The 19,179-nt window shown below is 70.9% G+C and carries 17 protein-coding genes; 8 read left to right on the plus strand and 9 right to left on the minus strand.

Features of this window, described 5'->3' with window-relative positions; translation table 11 throughout:
- Window positions 1–237 precede the first annotated feature (237 nt).
- Complete coding sequence (locus P5P86_RS17195) at window positions 238–1,482, plus strand: ammonium transporter (RefSeq protein ID WP_280608668.1); 1,245 nt, start codon at window positions 238–240, stop codon at window positions 1,480–1,482.
- A gap of 103 nt (window positions 1,483–1,585) precedes the next feature.
- Here P5P86_RS17195 and P5P86_RS17200 read toward each other — a convergent pair whose 3' ends face one another.
- Window positions 1,586–2,155 (minus strand): helix-turn-helix domain-containing protein, encoded by a 570-nt coding sequence (locus P5P86_RS17200; RefSeq protein WP_280608669.1) that lies wholly within the window; start codon window positions 2,153–2,155, stop codon window positions 1,586–1,588.
- A gap of 146 nt (window positions 2,156–2,301) precedes the next feature.
- On the opposite strand from P5P86_RS17200, the gene P5P86_RS17205 reads away from it, so the two are divergent.
- The 3 genes from P5P86_RS17205 to P5P86_RS17215 all read left to right on the plus strand — a co-directional run bounded on the left by P5P86_RS17205 (window position 2,302) and on the right by P5P86_RS17215 (window position 6,622).
- A complete protein-coding gene (locus P5P86_RS17205) occupies window positions 2,302–3,459 on the plus strand; it encodes an FAD-dependent oxidoreductase (protein ID WP_280608670.1) in 1,158 nt (385 codons plus the stop codon).
- Window positions 3,456–5,093: an amidohydrolase gene (locus P5P86_RS17210; protein ID WP_280608671.1), complete on the plus strand. Its 1,638-nt coding sequence runs from the start codon at window positions 3,456–3,458 to the stop codon at window positions 5,091–5,093. Before P5P86_RS17205 ends, P5P86_RS17210 begins: the two co-directional genes overlap by 4 nt.
- 107 nt (window positions 5,094–5,200) lie before the next feature.
- The gene (locus tag P5P86_RS17215) at window positions 5,201–6,622 is read left to right on the plus strand and encodes a purine-cytosine permease family protein (protein ID WP_280608672.1); all 1,422 of its coding nucleotides are present in this window, start codon (window positions 5,201–5,203) and stop codon (window positions 6,620–6,622) included.
- A gap of 145 nt (window positions 6,623–6,767) precedes the next feature.
- Here the strand turns inward: P5P86_RS17215 and lpdA are convergent, their stop codons facing one another.
- Window positions 6,768–8,168, minus strand: a complete 1,401-nt coding sequence (gene lpdA / locus P5P86_RS17220; RefSeq protein WP_280608673.1) for a dihydrolipoyl dehydrogenase — start codon at window positions 8,166–8,168, stop codon at window positions 6,768–6,770.
- A 70-nt stretch (window positions 8,169–8,238) separates the two neighbouring features.
- On the opposite strand from lpdA, the gene P5P86_RS17225 reads away from it, so the two are divergent.
- Window positions 8,239–8,691 carry a gamma-glutamylcyclotransferase gene (locus P5P86_RS17225; protein WP_280608674.1) on the plus strand — a complete coding sequence of 151 codons (453 nt, stop codon included), beginning with the start codon at window positions 8,239–8,241 and terminating at the stop codon, window positions 8,689–8,691.
- Between the two features lie 58 nt (window positions 8,692–8,749).
- On the plus strand, window positions 8,750–9,760 hold the full coding sequence (locus P5P86_RS17230; protein ID WP_280608675.1) for a glycosyl hydrolase family 18 protein: 1,011 nt from the start codon (window positions 8,750–8,752) through the stop codon (window positions 9,758–9,760).
- Here P5P86_RS17230 and P5P86_RS17235 read toward each other — a convergent pair.
- The gene (locus P5P86_RS17235; protein WP_280608676.1) at window positions 9,753–10,208 is read right to left on the minus strand and encodes a hypothetical protein; all 456 of its coding nucleotides are present in this window, start codon (window positions 10,206–10,208) and stop codon (window positions 9,753–9,755) included. The two genes, P5P86_RS17230 and P5P86_RS17235, sit on opposite strands and share 8 nt — an antisense overlap.
- Before the next feature lie 185 nt (window positions 10,209–10,393).
- Here P5P86_RS17235 and P5P86_RS17240 point away from each other — a divergent pair, with 185 nt between their 5' ends.
- Complete coding sequence (locus P5P86_RS17240; protein ID WP_280608677.1) at window positions 10,394–11,194, plus strand: purine-nucleoside phosphorylase; 801 nt, start codon at window positions 10,394–10,396, stop codon at window positions 11,192–11,194.
- Window positions 11,195–11,256: 62 nt separating this feature from the next.
- Window positions 11,257–11,826, plus strand: a complete 570-nt coding sequence (locus P5P86_RS17245; protein WP_280608678.1) for a TetR/AcrR family transcriptional regulator — start codon at window positions 11,257–11,259, stop codon at window positions 11,824–11,826.
- A 56-nt stretch (window positions 11,827–11,882) separates the two neighbouring features.
- On the opposite strand, the gene P5P86_RS17250 is transcribed toward P5P86_RS17245, so the two are convergent.
- The 6 genes from P5P86_RS17250 to P5P86_RS17275 all read right to left on the minus strand — a co-directional run bounded on the left by P5P86_RS17250 (window position 11,883) and on the right by P5P86_RS17275 (window position 19,121).
- Window positions 11,883–13,448, minus strand: coding sequence for an HtaA domain-containing protein (locus P5P86_RS17250; protein ID WP_280608679.1), 1,566 nt, complete (start codon window positions 13,446–13,448; stop codon window positions 11,883–11,885).
- A gap of 44 nt (window positions 13,449–13,492) precedes the next feature.
- Entirely contained in the window at window positions 13,493–14,659 is a 1,167-nt protein-coding gene (locus tag P5P86_RS17255) for a hypothetical protein (RefSeq protein ID WP_280608680.1), read from the minus strand.
- Window positions 14,660–14,894: 235 nt separating this feature from the next.
- A complete protein-coding gene (locus tag P5P86_RS17260) occupies window positions 14,895–16,079 on the minus strand; it encodes a hypothetical protein (RefSeq protein ID WP_280608681.1) in 1,185 nt (394 codons plus the stop codon).
- Entirely contained in the window at window positions 16,061–16,888 is an 828-nt protein-coding gene (locus tag P5P86_RS17265; protein WP_280608682.1) for a heme ABC transporter ATP-binding protein, read from the minus strand. The genes P5P86_RS17260 and P5P86_RS17265 overlap by 19 nt, the downstream gene beginning before the upstream one ends.
- Before the next feature lie 11 nt (window positions 16,889–16,899).
- Window positions 16,900–17,979 (minus strand): FecCD family ABC transporter permease, encoded by a 1,080-nt coding sequence (locus tag P5P86_RS17270; RefSeq protein WP_280608683.1) that lies wholly within the window; start codon window positions 17,977–17,979, stop codon window positions 16,900–16,902.
- Window positions 17,976–19,121, minus strand: coding sequence for a heme/hemin ABC transporter substrate-binding protein (locus tag P5P86_RS17275; RefSeq protein ID WP_280608684.1), 1,146 nt, complete (start codon window positions 19,119–19,121; stop codon window positions 17,976–17,978). The genes P5P86_RS17270 and P5P86_RS17275 overlap by 4 nt, the downstream gene beginning before the upstream one ends.
- Window positions 19,122–19,179: the final 58 nt, after the last annotated feature.

Consider the following 19,179-nt stretch of genomic DNA (forward strand, 5'->3'; position numbering starts at 1 on the left):
GGTCATGCCTCCTGGTGTCCACTGTAGTGAATCACTGTTCACGACCAGTAGACGGACCGATTGTTTCCAAAGTGTCACCGAGCAGATAAATCCGCGTCTCGCCGAGGGATTCGGCGGGGCGATCCGCCGCGGCTCGTTCATCGAGCCGTTACGGCATCGGACCATCTACGCAAAGGAAACATCGTCTACTGGTGATCAACGGGTCCGGAGCCTGGACCCACGTCGCAAGGAGATGACATGGACACAGGAACCACAGCCTTCATGCTGTGCTGCATCATCGGGCTCACGATCATGATTCCGGGCCTGGCGCTGTTCTACGGCGGCATGGTGAGCGTCAAGAGCTCGATCAACATGATGATGATGACCTACGGCGCCGTCGCGATCGTGGGCGTCCTCTGGGTGCTCTTCGGCTTCTCGATGACCTTCGGCGACTCCCACGGCGGCTTCGTCGGCAGTGTCACCGAGTTCGCCGGGATGAAGCATCTGCTCGATCCGATGACGACGATCGACGGCCTGCCGGTGAGCCTCTTCGCGCTGTTCCAGGCGCTGTTCGCCGCGCTCACCGTCGCCATCGTGTCGGGCGCCGCCGCCGACCGGATGAAGTTCTCCGCATGGATGACCTTCGCCACCCTGTGGGCGGTGCTCGTCTACTTCCCGGTCGCGCACTGGGTCTTCGCCTTCGACGGCGTCGTGACCAAGAACGCGACCGGCGGCTGGATCGCCAACAAGCTCCACGCGGTCGACTTCGCCGGCGGCACCGCCGTCCACATCAACGCGGGCGCCGCGGCGCTCGCCGTGGCGATCGTGCTCGGCAAGTCGGCGACGTGGAGCTCGCGCAAGCCGCACAACGTCCCGCTGACCCTGCTCGGCGCCGGCCTCCTGTGGGCAGGCTGGTACGCGTTCAACGGTGGCTCCGCGCTGACGGCGGGGAACTCGGCGGCGATCGTGATGGTGACCTCGTTCACCGCGACCTGCTCCGCCACCCTCGGCTGGCTGGCGGTGGAGAAGTTCAAGGACGGTCACGTGACAGGCATCGGTGCGGCCTCGGGCGCCATCACCGGCCTGGTCGCGATCACGCCGGCGTGCGGCGCCGTCACCCCCATCGGCGCCCTCTTCGTCGGCCTGATCCCCGCGATGATCTGCCCGTTCGCGATCGGGCTCAAGGAGCGGTTCGGGTACGACGATTCGACCGACGTCGTGGGCGTCCACCTCGTCGGCGGCATCATCGGCACCCTGCTGATCGGGTTCTTCGCCAGCTCCGGCATGCCCAACGGCGTGGACGGCCTGTTCTACGGCGGCAGCATCAGCCTGCTGCTCAAGCAGGCCGCGGCCGCCGGCTCCGTGCTGGCCTACTCCTTCGTGGTCGCGCTCGTCATCGCCTGGGCGATCAAGCGGACCATCGGCATCCGGATCTCGCCCGAGGAGGAGGAGGACGGCATCGACGCCATCCTGCACCGCGATCCGGCGTACGAGCTCGTCTGATCGCACCGGCCCTGACCGAGGAAGCACCATCCGGCCGTTCGGGCGCCCACCGGACGTGGTCGCGGCATCCCGCACCACGACGCTGGCGCGCCCGAACGTGTCGTCAGAAGATCGGCGGGCTCATCACCCAGATCGAGGTGACCGGCGCCTGGCCGAGGTTCTGGTAGCGGTGCGGAAGCTTCGGGTCGAGCATCAACGAGTCGCCGGTACCGAGCGTGTAGCTCTCCCCGTCCACCCAGACCTCCAGCTCGCCGGCCAGGATGATCACGCACTCCTCGTCGGCCGCATGGGTGTACGGCTCCTCACCGGACCCTTCCCCCGGACCGATCGCGGCATGGATCACCTGGAGCGTCTTCGCCGAGGGCGGCGTGAGCATCAGCTCCTCGTGCGTGCCCTCCGTGTGCACCAGACGTCGCCCCTGCCCGGCGCGGATCACCCGCGTCGGGCTGTCGCCTCCGACGAAGAGCGAGCCGACGTTGACGCCGATCGCGCCGGCGATCCGAGTCAGGGACGCCATCGACGGATGCGCGACGCCTCGCTCGACCTGTGACACGAAGCTCTCCGAGACGTCGGCCGCATCGGCGACCTGACGCAGGGTGATGTTCGCGCGACGCCGGATCTCCCGGAGGCGCCTGCCGAGCGATCCGTCCTCAGCGCTGTTGCGCGTGGCCATCAGGCTCCCCTCTCTCGAGGCCTCACTCTAGCGCCACGACCGCTGAAGAAACTTAAACGTAACTTCAGAAAGCCTTGTGAGCCGCACCACTCCTGACCTAATGTCCCTCGCAACTGAAGTAGTACTACAGATTCTGGGAGTTGGTTGTGACTAGCCGAGGACATGTCGAGATCGCCGGAGCAGGCCTCGCCGGCCTGACTGCCGCCACCGCCCTGGCCCAGCGTGGCTGGTCGGTCCGCGTGCACGAGCGCGGCAGCGCGCTGCGGGAGATCGGTGCCGGCATCTACCTCTGGGAGAACGCGCTGCGCGCGCTGGAGGACATCGGCGCCTACGACGATGCCACCCGCAACGCCGAGCACGTACGCAACCCGGAGCTGCGGGATCACCGCAACCGCGTGCTGCAGCGGGAGTGGCTGCGGGAGGGCAGGCTCTGCACGGTGGCGCGCCGGGAGCTCCATGCGGCCCTGGCCACCGCGGCGGAGAAGGCGGGCGTCGAGGTCGTCACCGGATCACCCGTGGACGGCGCCACGCCGGAGGGACGGCTGCGGCTGCTCGACGGCACCGAGTACGAGGCGGATCTGGTGATCGGCGCCGACGGCGTCTTCTCCCGGGTCCGCGAGACCCTGGGTCTGACCAAGCAGATCACCAACCTCGGCGACGGCGGCGGACGCCACATGATCAAGCGGACCGAGGACGACCCGGTCGACGGGGTGATCGAGGAGTGGAACGCCGGACGTCGCATCGGGATCGTGCCGTGCTCGCCGGACCAGACCTACATCTTCTTGTGCTGCCCCGCCGACGACGCCGCGGGCGTCCGGCAGCAGCCCTTCGAGCGGCAGACCTGGATCGACTCCTTCCCCGAGTTCCGCTCCCAGCTCGAGCGCATCCCCGACGATCCCGAAGGACGCTGGGCCTCCTTCACCGACGTGGTGGTGTCGAAGTGGTCGCGTGGACGCGCGGCACTGATCGGCGACGCCGCCCACGCCATGTCACCCAACCTCGGCCAGGCGGCCTGCGTGGCGATGATGAACAGCGTCGCCCTCGCCCAGGCGCTCGACGCGCACGACATCGACACCGCGCTGGAGGTCTGGGAACGCAGCGAGCGACCCGTCATCGACCGGGTGCAGCGCTACTCCCGCTACTACGGCACCATCGGCACGCGTTGGCCGCAGGGACTCCTCGACGTCCGCTCCGCACTCGTCTGGGGCCTGGGTGCCTCGAAGGCCGCGCAGCGGCGGGTCCAGTCCGCTGCCCTCTACTTCCCGAGCCTGGACGCCGGCCTGGCACCGGCGAGCAGCCGATGAGCGCCTCGTCCAGGCCCTTCGTCGTCACGGGTCGCATCGCGACGGTGGCGGGCGCGGCGGACGCGCGGGCGATGCTCGTCCGCGAGGGACGGGTCGCCGAGGTCGGCGACAGCCGGATCGCCGACCAGGCCGCCGACGCAGGCATCGAGGTGCACTCCTTCGGCGAGCGCCTCATCGTGCCGGGCTTCGTCGATCCGCACATCCACCTGCGCCACCTCGCCACCGGCCGCGGCCGCGGCGTCGACTGCCGGTTCCCGCACTGCGTGAGCATCGCCGACGTGCTCGACGCCTTGCGCGACGGGCTGGCGAACGTGTCGGCGGGCGATTGGCTGATCGGCTACGGCAACCTGTTCTTCGACCAGAAGATCGCCGATCGACGGGTCCCGACACGCGCCGAGCTCGACCAGGTGAGCGACAGGGTGCCGATCGTGCTGCACATGGGCGGCCACTCCTCGGTGCTCAACACCCCGGCCCTGCGCCTCGCCGGAGTCGAACGGTTCCTGTCCGGTGCCGCAGGCGGCTGGGGTGCCCCGATCGTCGACGTGGACGAGCACGGCGAGCCCACCGGTCTGGTCGCCGAGATCGACCCGATGCTCCCCATCCCCGAACCCGACACCGCCGAGACCGAGCAGTACGTCGCACAGACCTACGCCGAGCTGTTCACCCGCTACGGCGTCACCACCATCGGTGAGATGGTCGAGCGCCTCGACACCGCCGACCTGCTCTCCGGGCTGATCGGCTCAGGGCGGATGCCTGCTCGCGCCGTGCTGTACCTCATGGTGCCGGCCGCGCTGCCGCTCCACGACGCGGTGGAGTGGGCCAGCGGACACCGCACGATCTCGGACAGGGTCTCGGTCGCCGGCCTGAAGATGTTCGCGGACGGCGGGTACTCCTCGCGCAACGCGGCCAGCAAGACGCCGTACGCCGTCGACCACGCACCGCACCCGGGCTACCACGGCGTCCTGAACCTGACCTATCCGTCGCTGCGGACCGCGCTGGAGGCCACCCGGGCGGCGGACCTCCAGCTCGCCGTCCACACCAACGGGACGGCGGCGCAGGAGGAGGTCCTCACCGCCGTCCTCGGCGCCGGTGACCCGATGGGCCATCCCGCCGTCCGGATCGAGCACCTGGGCAACGTGCTCGCCGATCCCGCCGACATCGCCACCTGGCGTCGCGCCGGCGTACGACCGGTCCTGCAACCCGCCTTCCTGCACAACTTCGTCGGCGACTTCGTCCCGATGCTGCTCGGAGACGCGGGCACCCGAGGACGCCTGCCGCTGCGGTCGATCCTCGACGGCGGCGTCATCCCGGCCGGGAGCTCCGATGTCGCGCTCGGGGCCGAGGACCAGCAGTCGAACCCGTTGTTCGGGATCTGGTGCCTGCTGGCCCGGCGCAGCTACTGGCAGCGCCACATCGAGCCGTCCGAGGCCATCACCTTCAGCGAGGCCCTCCGGCTCTTCACCCTCGAAGGTGCCCGAGCGCTCGGTCTCGCCGACGAGATCGGCTCGCTCGAGCCGGGCAAGCGCGCCGACTTCGTGGTGTTCGACCGCGATCCCCGCGCCCATGCCGACGACCTGCTGCGCACGTCCGTGGACGCCGTCTACCTTGACGGCGCCCCACTCCCGACCAGGTAGCGGACCGGAGCTCAAGCCGGTCCGGAGCCGCTCCCAGCACCCTGTCTTCCCCGCACGACAACGCTGTCGCACCCCTACCGCACGACCCGACGAGAAAGGCACTTTCGATGACGGCACCCGCACAGCGCTCCGGGGCGCAGATCCAAGGAGTGGAGCAACGCTCCATCGACTACATCCCGCCGGAGGAGCGCCACGGCGTGGTCTGGCACCAAGGACCGTTCTGGATGACCGGTGGCATGGTGCTCAGCTCGCTGCTCGTCGGCTTCATCGGACCCGGCCTGGGCCTGGGCGTCGGCTGGTCGTTGCTCGGGGTGACCGCCGGGATGGCGTTCGGCACCCTGTTCATGGCGCTGCACGCCAACCAGGGTCCCCGCCTCGGACTGCCCCAGATGATCCAGTCGCGGGCGCAGTTCGGCAGCCGCGGCGCGATGTTCCCCATCGCCGTCGCCGTCTTCATCTACATCGGCTACAACGTCTTCCAGCTCATCTTCGCCGGCGAGGCGATGCACGTGGCGCTGCCCGGCCAGAAGGTCTGGTACGTCGTCTTCGCCGTGGTCGCCTTCGTGCTGGCCACCGTCGGGCACGACCTCCTCCACACCTTCCAGCGGTGGTCCAGCTATCTGATGCTCGTCATCTTCGGTCTGCTGACCATCGTGACGATCGTGCACTTCCCCGGCTCCGGTGTGTCACCCCAGGTGTCGGGATGGTCGTTCAAGGCCTTCCTGGTCCAGTTCGCCGCGGCAGGCGGCTACCAGATCAGCTACGCGATCTACGTCTCCGACTACAGCCGCTACCTGCCCGAGGACGCCCCCGCCGGCAGGCTCATCGGCTGGACGTTCGGCGGTGCGATGGTGGGAGCGGGGTGGATGGGCTGCCTGGGCGTCCTGCTGGGCAGCTACGTCCCGAACCCGGACGCGATCGGCGCCATCCACCAGGTCGGCAACTACCTGTTCCCGGGTTTCGGCGTCATCGCCGCGCTCGGGACGCTGCCCGCGCTCATCGGGACCTCGGGGGTCAATGCGTACGGCGCCATGCTCACCGGCGCGACCATCGTCGACGGGGTCCGCCAGATCAAGCCGACCGTGCGGACCCGCGTCACGGGCCTGCTCGTGGTCAGCATCATCGGTGCTGCGATCGCGCTCTTCATGCCGGAGGACTACCTGGACAGCTTCAACACGTTCCTCGCGATCATGGTCTACCTGCTGGTTCCGTGGACAGCGGTCAACCTGATCGACTTCTACGTCGTCCGTCGCCAGCACTACAGCATCGCCGACATCGTCGATCCGAACGGCAGGTACGGCCGCTGGTCGATGCGCGGCCTGACCGCCTACTTCGCGGGCTTCGTCGCGATGATCCCGTTCTTCTCCCTCAGCTTCTACGTCGGCCCGATCACCAAGGCCCTCGGCGGTGCGGACTTCTCCTTCGTCGTCGGGCTGCTCGTCTCCGCCGGCGCCTACTGGCTGCTCTCCCGAACCCTTCACGAGCGCGCGGGCACGGAGTCGGCCACCTCCCCCGTGGTCACCGGCTGACGCACCGCGCGAACTCCATCGCTCGCCGGGCCGACTCCCGGTTCCCCCACCGGCGAGCGAGAAGGGGACAGCCCCCGATGCCGCAATGTCGCGGTGTCGGGGGCTGTTCCGTGCACTGTTCGCGCAGGTCACCGACCTGCGAGCGTCACAGGTTGATCATGTGGCCGGCGATGCCGTGGATGGCTTCCTTGACGGCCTCGGAGAGCGTGGGGTGGGCGAACACGTTGCGACCCACCTCGTCTGCGGTCAGGTCCCACTGCTGCGCCAGCGTGAGGACCGGCAGCTGCTCGGTGACGTCCGGGCCGATCATGTGGGCGCCGAGGATCTCGTTGTGCTCGGCATCGGCGACGACCTTGACGAAGCCGACCGCGTCCCCGAGGCCCTGGGCCTTGCCGTTCGCGGAGAAGGGGAACTTCGCGACCTTGACGTCGTACCCCTTGTCGCGGGCCTGCTGCTCGGAGTAGCCGAAGGAGCCGATCTGCGGCTGGCAGTAGGTGGCCCGCGGGATCATGTCGAAGTTGATCTCCATGGTCTCCGCGCCGGCGATGGTCTCCGCGGCCACGATGCCCATCGACTCCGCGACGTGGGCGAGCATGAACTTGCCGGTGCAGTCACCGATGGCGTAGACGCCCTCGACGTTGGTGCGCCCGCGCGCGTCGACGGCGACCGCCTTGCGCTCGGTCAGCTCGACGCCGGTGTTGTCCAGCCCGTAGCCCTCGACCCGCGGCGCGAAGCCGAACGCGGCCAGGAACTTGCCGGCCTCGAGCACCTGCTCGTCCCCGCCCGCGGCCGGGGCGACGGTCACCCGGACGCCCGAGCCGGTGTCCTCCACGCCCTTGACGGCGGTCGAGAGCAGCACGTTGACGCCCAGCTTCTTGTAGTGCCGCAGGAGCTCCTTGGAGATCTCCTCGTCCTCGGTCGGGACCATCCGGTCGAGGAACTCGATGATGGTGACGTCGACGCCGAAGTTCTTCAGCACATAGGCGAACTCGACGCCGATCGCGCCGGAGCCGCCGATGATGATCGAGCTCGGCAGCTGATCGGTGAGGATCTGCTCCTCGTAGGTCACGATGTTCTGACCATTCGGCACCACGCCCGGGACGCTGCGCACGGTGGCGCCGGCGGCGATGATGAGGTTGTCGAAGCTGTACGACGTGGTGGCGCCGTCCTTGCCCTTGACGTCGATCCCCTTGGGACCGGTGAGCGTGCCCCAGCCGTCGATCTCGGTGATCTTGTTCTTCTTCATCAGGAAGTGGACACCCTTGGCCATCCCCCCGGCGACCTGGCGCGACCGCGCGTGCGTCGGGCCGAACGACATGGTCGCGTCGCCCTCGATGCCGTACTTCGCCTTCTCGTGGGTCAGCACGTGCGCGAGCTCGGCGTTCTTCAGCAGGGCCTTGGAGGGGATGCAGCCGACGTTGAGGCACACACCGCCCCAGTACTTGTCTTCCACGACAGCGACGGACTTGCCGAGCTGGGCGGCGCGAATGGCGGCGACGTAGCCACCGGGGCCAGCGCCGAGGACGAGGACATCGAAGTGGGTCACGGCTCAAGCGTAGACGGCTGGGGCCTGCCACCCGGTGTCGCCTTCGACACCCGCCGGTAACGTTCGCCCCGTGAGCCTGTACGCCGCCTACGGGGCCAACCTCGACCCCGCCCTCATGGCGCAGCGCTGCCCGCACTCCCCGATGCACACCACCGGCTGGCTCGGCGATTGGCGCCTGACCTTCGGTGGCGAGGAGCACGGTTGGGACGGTGCGCTCGCCACCATCGTGCCGGACCCCTTCGAACAGGTCTTCGTCGCCGTCTACGACGTGACCCGCGAGGACGAGCGAACGCTGGACGAGTGGCAGTCGACGGACACCGGGCTCTACCGGCGCACCAAGGTGCGGGTCAACACCATGACCGGTGACCTGGTGGCCTGGACCTACGTGCTGGACGCCTACGAGGGTGGTCTGCCCTCGGCGCACTACCTGGGCACCATCGCCGCCGCGGCCGAGGCCGCCGACGCCCCGGCCGACTACGTGCGCTGGCTGCGCACGCGGCCGTGCCGCTCCATCGAGCAGTAGGAACGGCTCCGCAGGTCGGTCCTGCACGAGGACGGCGCCGCCATGGCAGGGTGGGCCCATGGCCCCCACCCTGCGACGCGCAGTCGTCGCCGTGCTCGCCCTGGCGGCAGCGGCCGCGCCCTTCGGCGTACCTGCCTCCGCCCAGGCCCGTCCCGCCGGACTCGATGTCACCGGCTGGGTGCTCTCCGGCGACTCCCCTGCCGTCGTGCAGAGCAACGCCTCCGGACTGACGACGGTCTCGGTCGACGGGATCACGCTGAGGCACAGCGGCCGGGCGCTGGCGAACCCCGACCGGGCCAACGCCCTCCAGCTGACCCGGACCGGGCATGCGGCCGGTCTGCACGTGGAGCTCGTGCTGAGCAACTACAGCAACCGGATCGGCGACTTCGACCGTACGGCGCTGCATCGGCTGCTCTCCTCGCCCCGACACCGCGGGCGCATCGCCGGGCAGCTCGCCCGCGCCGTCCGCCAGGGCGGGTACGACGGGGTCAACGTCGACCTCGAGCTGGTCGGGCGGCGTGACGCGGGCGGCCTGGTGGCCTTCGTCCGAACGCTCCAGTCCCGGATGCCGCGCGCCCGCACCGTGTCGATCGACGTGAGTGCGCAGACCTCGCGAGCCGCCTATCTCGATCACGGCTATCGGCTGCGGCAGCTGGGTCGAGTCGCGAACGTGATCGACCTGATGACCTACGACGATCACGGACCCGGCTGGAGCGGCCCAGGTCCGATCGGACCGTTGGCGTGGCAACGCGCGGCGATGACGGCGCTGCTCGACCAGGTGCCGGCGCGCAAGGCACAGCTGGGATTCGGCGGCTACGGCTACACCTGGGCCCCGAAGGGCGGTGGTGGCACGGTGACCGACGCGGAAGCGCGAGCCCTGGTCGCCGCCGACCACGCGACGCCCACGTGGAACACCGCCGCCGGCGAATGGACGGCGCGGCTCTCCGACGGGACGGTCCTCTGGTGGGCCGACGGGCGCTCCTACCGGCTCCGGCTGCAGCTGGCCACGAGCCTGGGCGTCCGCGGCGTCGCCGTCTGGCGACTCGGCTCGGTCGACCGGCTCAGCTGAGCGCACCCGGCCGCATCGCCCGCCCGAGAACCTCGTCGGCCGGGAGCGCCCAGATGTCGTCGTCCGTGGCCAGGTGGATCGGCTCCAGCGGGACGCCGGCGCCACGGCATGCGGTGTAGAGCCCGTCGGCGATCTCCCGGTCGATGCCGTTGGGGCCACCGCCGCCCGGACGCACGAGCAGCAGCGCGACGCGACCTTCGGGGAGGAGGTCGTCGAGGAGCTCGCGCCACAGCTCGGCCGCGGCCGCGTGGCCGTCGGGGTCGATCTCATCGGGCAGCTCGGCGATCTCGCAGATCCGTGGCAGCGGGCGGTCGTCGGCAGCGACCAGCACGAACCAGAGGGCACGGGCACGCCAGCCGAGCGGCTGCATCAGCGCGCGCCACATCTGCTCGACGTCGGTCTGGGACAGCAGGGTCGGAGCGAAGGGCTCCTTGTCGAATACGGTCATGGCTCCACGCTCCGATCGCCGCCCGACCGGAGCAACCGGGTCTCCACAGCAGGTACCTACGCCGGCGATGCCCGTCCACAGGGAGCGCGCCGGAACCTGTTCTCCACAGCGCGATCCGCCGACGCCCGTCCACGAGGCCACCGCCGCTTCCGCGCGTCGTCGTCTCAGGCCGTAGGGTCGCCTTCATGACCGAGGCAACCCCGTACGAGCTCGCTCAGGAGGCGGCCACCGCGCTCGCCCGGATCACCGGAGTCGAGCGCCATGACGTCGCGCTGGTCCTGGGCAGCGGTTGGCTGCCCGCCGTCGACGCCCTCGGCACCCCGGTCGCCGAGATCGACACCACCGACCTGCCGGGCTTCAGCGCCGCCGCCGTCGCCGGGCACAGCGGCAAGATCCGCAGCGTCCGGGCCGGCGAGAAGAACCTGCTCGTCTTCCTCAGCCGTACCCACTACTACGAGGGCAAGGGCGTGGCCTCGGTCGTGCACCCGGTCCGCACCGCTGCCGCCGCCGGGTGTCGCGCGATCGTGCTGACCAACGGCTGCGGCGGTCTCGATCCGACCTGGTCGCCCGGCACCCCGGTGCTCATCAGCGACCACATCAACCTGACCGGCACCAGCCCCCTCGTCGGCGCCAACTTCGTCGACCTCACCGACCTCTACAGCTCGCGGCTGCGCGCCCGCGCCCGCGAGCTGGACCCGAGCCTGGAGGAGGGCGTCTACGTCCAGTTCCCCGGCCCGCACTACGAGACGCCGGCCGAGGTCAGGATGGCCGGCATCATCGGCGGCAGCCTGGTCGGCATGTCCACCACGCTCGAGGCGATCGCCGCACGGGAGGCGAGGATGGAGGTCCTGGGCATCAGCCTGGTCACCAACCTGGCCGCCGGCATCAGCGACCAGCCGCTGAACCACGCCGAGGTGCTCGAGGCCGGTCGCGCGGCCGCCAGCCGGATGGGCGACCTCCTCGCCCGCATCGTCCCCGAGATCTGAGTCGGGGCGGCCCGGGGCTCACCGGGGCGCTTCCCGGTCGCGGGTGTCCTAGAGTCGTCGCCGTGCCGCGGATCGAAGCCGAGAACCTGCCCGCGCACCGCAAGCAGGTGCACGAGCGGGTCTTCCGTGCCTTCGCCGAGCTGATGGCGGAGCGGAGCTACGACGCGATCACCATGGCCCACCTGGCCGAGCGCGCCGGTCTGGGCAGGACGGCGATCTACCACCACTTCCACGACAAGGAGGCGGTGGTCGTCGCGTACGCGACCCACGAGACCGACCGGTACATCGACGGCCTGCGAGACCTGCTCGCCACCACGGACGACCCGACCGCACAGCTGCGGCTCTACGTCCGCAACCATCTCGACTCCGGCGAGCGGTTCCACATGGGCCTCGGACCGCAGCTGTACGGCGTCCTCGGTGCCTCCTCGCGTGCGGAGATCCGCGATCACGTCCTGGCTGTGGAGGACGTCCTGCGGGGCATCCTGGTCGCCGGGGCCGACCGAGGAGCGTTCGCCATCGACGACCTACCGGCCACCACCTCCCTGATCCACACCTGCCTGACGCCGCGGGACCTGCCGCCGGTCGCCGTGGAGGAGTTCGTGCTGCGCGCCGTCGGTGCCTCGACCACCTGATGCGCCGAGCGACGCCGGACGGGAGCCCGGCGCCGCTCACGGCGCTCAGTCGGCGATCATCTGACCTTCGCTGTCTTCGCGCTCGCCACGGTGACGGTCGTGTAGCCCGGCCGGCTGATCGTCGTGCGGACACTGAGTCGCTTGCCGCGGAAGGCCTTGGTGACCTTCAGCGTCCGGGTGGTCGCGCCCTTGATCGCCTTCGCGCCCTTGAACCACTGGTACGTCGCGCGCGCATCGGCCGGCGCGACGACGGTGGCCGTGAGCCTCTTGCCGACCTTGGCCTTGCCCTTCAGGCTCGGCTTCGCGACCGCCAGCGTCGCGGCTGCGACCTTGACCGCCGCCGACGTCTTCACGACCGGGGCCGGTGCACCCGCCAGCGTGCCGGTCACCGCGACGGTGATGCGCCTGCCGACGAGAGCGGGCGTCAGGTCCAGAGCGGTCGAGGTCGCGCCGCTGATGGCGTGATCGTCGGCGAGCCACTGGTAGGCGAGTGCCACGCCGTCGGGCCCCCAGGTGCCGGCGGTCGCACCGAGCGTGTGACCGACCGTCGCCGTGCCGCTGATCGTCGGCGTCGCGGCCCGGACGGCGGCGAGCCGCGACCAGTCGATGGCGACAGGCGTCTCGGTGTCCTGGAGCGTGGTGGAGTGGGAGTGTGCCTGCCAGGTGTAGAGCGAGTAGCTCTTCGCCGGGTCGAGCTTGGAGCGTGGCACCGTCACGCTGGAGGTGAAGGTGCCGGCCACGATGCTCGACGGCATCACCCAGTTGGCGCCGGCGAAGCCTGCGATCGCGTCCGGGGAGGAGACGTCTGGGAGTCCGCCGGAGGGCGCCAGGCCCACGTACACGCCCTGATCGCCCGCGTTCACGGCCGGGCTGAACCCGGCGCCGGTCACCGGCAGGGTCACGGCGTCGTCGGCGACCGTGCCGGTTCCGACGGTGACGCTCGGACCGGGGACGGTGGCGGTGAAGGCGGCCGGCGCCTTCAGGTCCTGACTGGCCGTCGAGGAGGACTTGTAGAAGAACGGGCTCACCGATGTCGGCAGCGCATCGACCAGCTCCGGCGACCAGCTGGCATTGTCGACGGGCGTCGCCGTGCCGCTGCTGGTGGCGTAGCTGGTCCCGGCCGGTACGGCGTTCGTCCACGCGGGTGTGGCCTCCAGGCCGTAGCCGTCCCAGGCGTCGCCGGAGGAGGTGAACGTCGTGAGTGTGACGTCGTCCTTCGAGCCGGTCACCGGAGTAGCGCCGGCGATGGACCAGTCGACGTCGGCGCGAATCTCGCCGTTCCCGGCGGCGTCGATCACGATGCTGGGGTCGGTGAAGTGGAACAGGTAGCGACCGGTGTAGCCGAACTGCAGGCTGCCGCGGTAGTCGACCTCGGTCTGGTGCGTTGCCAGGTCGGTGCGACCGGTGCCGCCGCTGAACGTCGCCGTCTTCGCGGCGGTGTCCACGGTGGCCCCCTCCGAGCCGACGAAGTCGGCCATGCTGAAGGAGAACGTGCCGGTGGCGGCGGTGACGTAGCCGGACACGCCCCACGTGAAGGTGGCGCCCGGAGACTCCGCGGCTTGGGCGGACGGCGTCGGCGCGATGAGGGCCGCGCCCGCCGCCGCGACGGCTGCCGCGACCAAGGTGGCGACGGATCGGCCAACGGGCCTCCGCCTGCTGAGGTGGATCATGGTTGTTCCTTCCTGTCTGTGGCGCCGATGCGCCCTGGTGCGCCGCCCGAGAGCGCTGTGGGGGTGAGGTGCGTGGCCGTGGGTCGGACGCAGCGACCCGCGACCAGACCGGACGCGGCGAGCGCGAGTGCGCCGAGCACCCACGGCCACACCGGAGCGGGGGCGGGTGACGCCGGCGCCGAGGCGAGCGCGAGGACGGTCGGGGCCGGAGCTGCCGGGGGGAACGACGCGACGGTCGTCGACGGTTCGGCCCGGCTGGGGGCGGCCGGTACGGCGACCGGGCGGGCCGAACTCACCGCGGTAAGCGTGACGCTGGTGGTCGCCGCCGGTGACGGCGCTGCGATCGCCGCGTTGGAGACGACGTCGACGGGCCGCGCGGTCGGCGTGGGCACGGGCGCCCGCACCGGGGCGTCGGCCGAGTAGCTGACAGTCAGGGGCTGAGGGACCTTGCGGGCATCGGCCGAGCTGCCGCTGGAGTACCAGTAGGAGCTGAGTCCGGAGCGGACCTGGAAGTCGACGTAGGACTGCGGGAAAGCGCCCCAGTCGGGGCCGGTGCGGTTCTGCGGGGTCGAGCCCGCGGGCAGCGTGACACCGACACCGCGGTACGCCGGGGCCACCGAGAACCCGCCTTCCCCACCGAGGTCGACCGGCCCGAGGTCAGCCAGTCTCACCGGGGTCGCCGGGAGCGCCACCCAGGTGCCGGCGTCGGTCTGGGACGAGCCGTACCCGCTCAGGGTGGCGTCGAGCTTCCCCGTCCCGGCGGTCACGGTGAGCACCGGATCGGAGAGGGAGAAGAATTCCAGGCCCGAGTAGTAGACGACCGTGGCCGAGCCCGACCACCGGATCACGGCGTTGCCGGCCTCTCGGTCGACGCTGCCGATGCCGCCGTCCCACACGATCTGGTGTCCGCTGACGGCGCCGGTGGTCAGGGGCCGGCCGGAGGTGTCCTGGAAGAGCCCCGCCCAGCTGGCAGCGACGTACGACCCGGAGGCGGACAGCTTCTCGATGGCGACGTGGCCATCGCGCTGGCGCCACTCGGAGGCGGCCACCGTATGGTTGGCCCCCTTGTTCGCGAGCCTCCCCGCGGAGAAGAAGTTGGTCCCGACCGGCGCGGTGCCGTTGGACTCGTCGTTGAGGCCCCAGCGCAGCTGAGCATCCGACACCTCGGTCGCGCCATTAGCGGACGGCGATGCGGTCGGCGATGCGGTCGGCGACCCGGACGGCGATGCGGTCGGCGACCCGGACGGCGATGCGGTCGGCGACCCGGACGGCGACGACGTGCTGTCCACAGGATCGGTCACCGCCGCAGCCCGACCGCCGGACGCGACCGTGCCGAGGAGCGTGCCAGCGGCGAGGAGAAGGGTCGTCAGCGCGACGGCGCTCCGTCGCCGCCGCAGCTCAGCGGACATCGGAGGACTCCTCGCGACCGGCCGAGGGGGTCGCCGACACCAGCCGTTGCCATCGCCGGAGCCGGCCGCGCAGCGAGGCCACGACCACCGTGATCACCAGCGCGAGGAGGCCGACTGCAAGGAAGAGGTACGGCGCCCGGTGGCCGGCTGCCGTCGTCCTGCTGGAGACCGGCACCACCACCGCGAAGTCGGCGGTCGGCTTCAGCCCGGACGCGGCGCCGGTGATGGCGAGCTCGTGGGTGCCCGCCTGCAGCCGCAGCGGCAACCGCACAACGCCCGCGATCTCACCGCTGGCGCCGGCGGAGAGGGGCCCGACCGCTGCCACGCCATCGTCCAGACTGACCACCACCTGCTCGCCGGGCCGGAAGCCCGCGCCCACGAAGGTCATCGCTCGGCCGGCCACGGCGGTGGCGCGATCGACGGTGACGGTCGCGCCGGCGGCCCTGCCGGTCGCCGCAGTCGCACCCGCAGCCGAGCCGGCGGAGGCCCCGGACGACGTTTCGGCCGGCGGCAGGCCGCCACTGCTCGTCCCGGCAGACGCGGCGGCGGTCGCCGATGTGCTCGGCGACGGCTGCGCCGCCGGCCCGGCAGCCGACCGGGTCAGGCTCGAGAACCGCACCGGCGTGAAGGTCTCGTTCGCGCTGTTGGCGACACCGTGCGCCCCGATCGTGATGACCCCGCAGGTCACCTTGCGGCAGTCGATCGTGGTGGCTCTGCCGTCATGATCGAGCGTGTGCAAGGTCGCCCCGGGTACCTCGAGCGTCGTTGACCAGGTGCCGTCGGCCTTCAGAACACCGCCGTTCGCGGCGGTCGCGGTCGCGCTGCTGGGAAACGCCACGAACCTCTGGAAGCCGGCGTTGTCCTTGGTCTCGGAGTCCGGGACGTAGAAGTAGTCCTGTCCGGCCTGACCACCCCGACTCGGCCGCCAGCTGCCCTCGACCGTCCCGAACAGCACGTAGACACCGCCGTACCCACCCTTGATGGACTGGAAGCCGCGCCCCGTCACCGTCAGCCGTGTCGCGTACGTCGGGTCGGCGACCGCGTCGCCGTCGGCGTTGGCGACGCTGACCCGGGCGGCCGCGTCGGCCGGCGGGGCGATCGCGAGCGGCAGTAGCAGGCTGCCGAGCAGGGCCGCCGTCGAGGCGGCGACGCGGATCAGCGGACGGCGCGCCATGGCGACCCTCCTGACTCCCCCGTGTGGCCCGGGTCCTCGGTCCGGTCGCCCGCCGGCACCGTGTGCAGGCGACGCGGTACGACGACGAGGCGGCCGCGGTGCCGCAGTACCTCGACCGGGTGCTCGTAGACCTCGCTGAGCAGCGCCGGTGTGAGCACCTCCTCGGGGGTGCCGTCCGCGACGAGCGCACCGCCGGACAGCACGCAGATCCGGTCCGCGTAGGCGGCCGCCACGCTCAGGTCGTGCACGATGGCGGCCACTGCCCGACCGCCGGTGGCGAGACGCCGCGACTCGGCGAGGACCTGGTCCTGGTGGCGCAGGTCGAGCGCGGCGGTGGGCTCGTCCAGCAGCAGCAGCTCGGTGTCCTGCGCGAGGATGCGCGCGAACGAGGTGCGCGCCTTCTCACCGCCGGACAGCGACGGGAACACCCGTTCGGCGAGGTGCGTGACGTCGGTGCGGGCCATCGCCGCGGCGACGGCCGCGTCGTCGTGGTCCTCGCGGGCCCCCCGCTCCCACGGCGCCCGGCCCATCCGCACGACCTCCTCGGCCCGGAAGCCGAACGCCAGCCGGTGCTCCTGTGGCAGCACGGCGCGGCGGCGGGCGAGCTCGAGAGGTCGCCAGGCGGCCAGGTCGACGCCGTCCAGGGTGACGCTGCCCTCGGTCGGGGCGAGGTCGCCGGCCATGACGCCGAGCAGCGTCGACTTGCCGGCGCCGTTGGGCCCGACCAACGCGACCATCTCCCCGGCGCCGACGCGGAGGCTGATCCGGTCGATGATCGCGCGTGCACCGACTCGGACGGTGGCCCCCATGACGTGCAGCATCAGGCCCACCCGCCCGCGGATCCGCGGGTGCGGCGTAGCAGCCAGAAGAAGAACGGCCCACCGACCAGCGCCGTCAGCATCCCGATCGGCAGCTCGGCGGTCGCGACCGCCGTCCGGGCGACGAGGTCGGCGCACACCAGGAGCAATGCGCCGCCGAGGGCGCTCGCCGGCACCAGCACGCGATGCGCTGGTCCGAGGCCCATCCGAACCAGGTGCGGTACGACGAGGCCGACGAACCCGATGATCCCCGCGAAGGAGACCGCAGCCGCCGTCAGCAGCGCCACCAGCACGATCGAGACCATCCGCAGCCTCTCGACGTCGACCCCGACGTGCCGGGCGGCTCGGTCGCCGAGCGCGAGCACGTCGAGGCGACGGGCGACCAGCAGCGCTCCGGCAAGCCCCACGGTGACGAACGGGACGACCGCCGCGACGTACACCCAGCGGGTGCCGTTGAGGCTGCCGAGCTGCCAGAAGACGATCTCCTCCCGCGCCTGGGTGTCGGCCAGGAAGAGCATGAGGGCGAGCCCGGCGCTGCACACGGCGTTGACGGCGATCCCGGTCAGGACCAGCGTGACGACCTCGGTGCGTCCCGCGGAGCGGGAGAGCAGGTAGACCGACACCGTCGTCACCAGACCGCCGACGAAGGCGAACACCGGCACGGTCCACGCACCGACCAGGCTGAACTGGAAGACGATCACCACCGCTGCTGCCGCCGCGGCACCGGTAGAGACGCCCACCACGCCGGGCTCAGCCAGCGGGTTGCCGAACACGCCCTGCATCAACGCTCCCGCGGCGGCCAGCGCGGCGCCGACGACGACACCGAGCACGATCCGCGGGAAGCGGACCGTCCACAAGGTGGCCTCCCCCTGCGCCTGGTGCGGCATCGGCCCGACGTGGAGGCCGACCCGGTGGAGCACCGAGCCGAGGACCTCGTCGGCCGGGATGTGCATCTGGCCACGCCCCGCGGAGACCACGATCATGGCCGCCAGCGCGAGACTCATCGTGGTGAGGAGCAGCGCCGTACGTCCCACCCGCGCTCGGGCCAGCGTCCGCTCGACCGGCATTCCCGCGGCCGTCACTTCGTCACCCCGCTCGGCTGCGGCGCGTAGATCGCCACTGCCAGCGAGTTCAGCACCTGCGGGGTCCGGGGGCCGTAGCCGAGGATCGCCGAGTCGGTCATGTCCACGACTCGGTGGTGCCTGCCTGCGGGGGTCTGCGCGAGCGCCGGCAGCCGCTTCAGCAGCCCGTCGACGCCGCCGACCGACGCCAGCCCGTCGGTCATCATCAGGATCAGCTCGGGCTGGGCGGAGATGATCGCCTCGTCGGTAACGGGCTTCATCCCCGACCAGCCGATCTCGTGGGCGACGTCGTAGCCGCCCACGGCATCGATCAGGCTGCCGGCACCGGAGCCGTCGCCGAAGAGGTAGTAGATCCCGGACTGGCCGCGAACGTAGAGGAAGATCGTGCGCAGCTTGTCCTGGACCGTACGGGGGGCGACCTTCGCGATCGAAGCCTGCGTCGCCCTGACCTCGGCGTCGGTGCGCGCGGCGAGTCGCTTCCCCGCTGCGGCTACGCCGAGAGCGGCGGCGACCCGCTCGGTCAGCGAGCCGATGCTGGCGATGCTGCGCTTCGCAGGGAGCACCACGACCGGGATGCCCGCCTCACGCATCTGCAGGATCACGTTCCACGGCCCGAGCGAGGTGTCGGTCAGGATGACCGTCGGGTCGAGCGCCAGGATCTTCTCCGCGATCAACTCGTGACCCTGCCCGGTCACCAGCGGCAGCCTGGCCGCCTCGGCGAACTGGGTGGAGACGTCCCGGCCCACCACGTCCTCGCCGAGGCCGAGGTCGAAGACCGTCTGCGCGAGGGTGCCGTAGATGTCCAGGGCCAGGATCCGACCGGTGTCCTCAATCGTCACTCTCGTCCCCTGCGCGTCTGTCACGGTGACCGGCAGGTCCTGGACGGGGCTCAGCTCGATGGGGTCGATCGCCTGGTCGGGAAGGCCTGCGTGGACCGCGCCGTCGTAAGACTTGGGATCGGCCAGTGGCTTCACCTGCGAGAGGGGCACGGTGACGGCGTCGCGGCCGCCTTCACCGGCGGCTGCCTCGCCATGGCCTCCGACAGGCGGAACGCTGCCGCAGGCGGTGAACGCGAGGAGGAGCAGCAGCACGGCGATCACCGCTCGGGCGATAGCGGGGCGGGAGAAGTGCGCGGCGGGCACGAATCGTCCTTCGTTCCAGGGAGTCTTGTTAGGTAAACCTAAAAGAGATTAGCCTTAC

Origin of the sequence: Nocardioides sp. BP30, from assembly GCF_029873215.1 — a bacterium.
In the GTDB taxonomy this organism is placed as follows: Bacteria; Actinomycetota; Actinomycetes; order Propionibacteriales; family Nocardioidaceae; genus Nocardioides.